The 413-nt window shown below is 73.8% G+C and carries 1 protein-coding gene; it reads right to left on the minus strand.

The window, feature by feature from the left end; all coding sequences use genetic code 11:
* Window positions 1–413, minus strand: a 413-nt coding sequence (locus I6F37_RS42155; RefSeq protein ID WP_225154695.1) for an ATP-binding protein, incomplete at both ends; no start/stop codon positions are given.

The following is a 413-nucleotide window of genomic DNA, read 5'->3' on the forward strand; positions in this document are numbered from 1 at the left end:
CAGCACGCCGCGGTGCGCGAGGCTGACTTCGCCCGGGCTCGCGCGGGGACCGCCGCCGATGATGGCGCCGGCGGACGCCGTGTGATGTGGAGCGCGGAACGGTCGCCGCCCATACTCCCGCGCTTCGAACCCGCGCCGGCTCACGGATGCGATCGACGCGACATCGAGCGCATCGGAGCCCGTGAGGGGCGGCAGCAGGCCCGGCAACCGCTGCGCCAGCATGGTCTTGCCCGTACCCGGCGGACCGATCAGCAGCAGGCTGTGCCCGCCCGCGGCCGCGACGAGCAGCGCGCGTTTCGCCGCGGCCTGGCCGCGCACGTCGGCCAGGTCAGCGATGGCGGGCGCCGCGGCGGCCATTGCGGCAGGCGTGATCGATTCGTCGACGATGGATTTCGCGTGCTTCGACTCGATGC

Source organism: Bradyrhizobium sp. NBAIM08 (assembly GCF_020193935.1).
GTDB classification, from domain to species: domain Bacteria; phylum Pseudomonadota; class Alphaproteobacteria; order Rhizobiales; family Xanthobacteraceae; genus Bradyrhizobium; species Bradyrhizobium yuanmingense.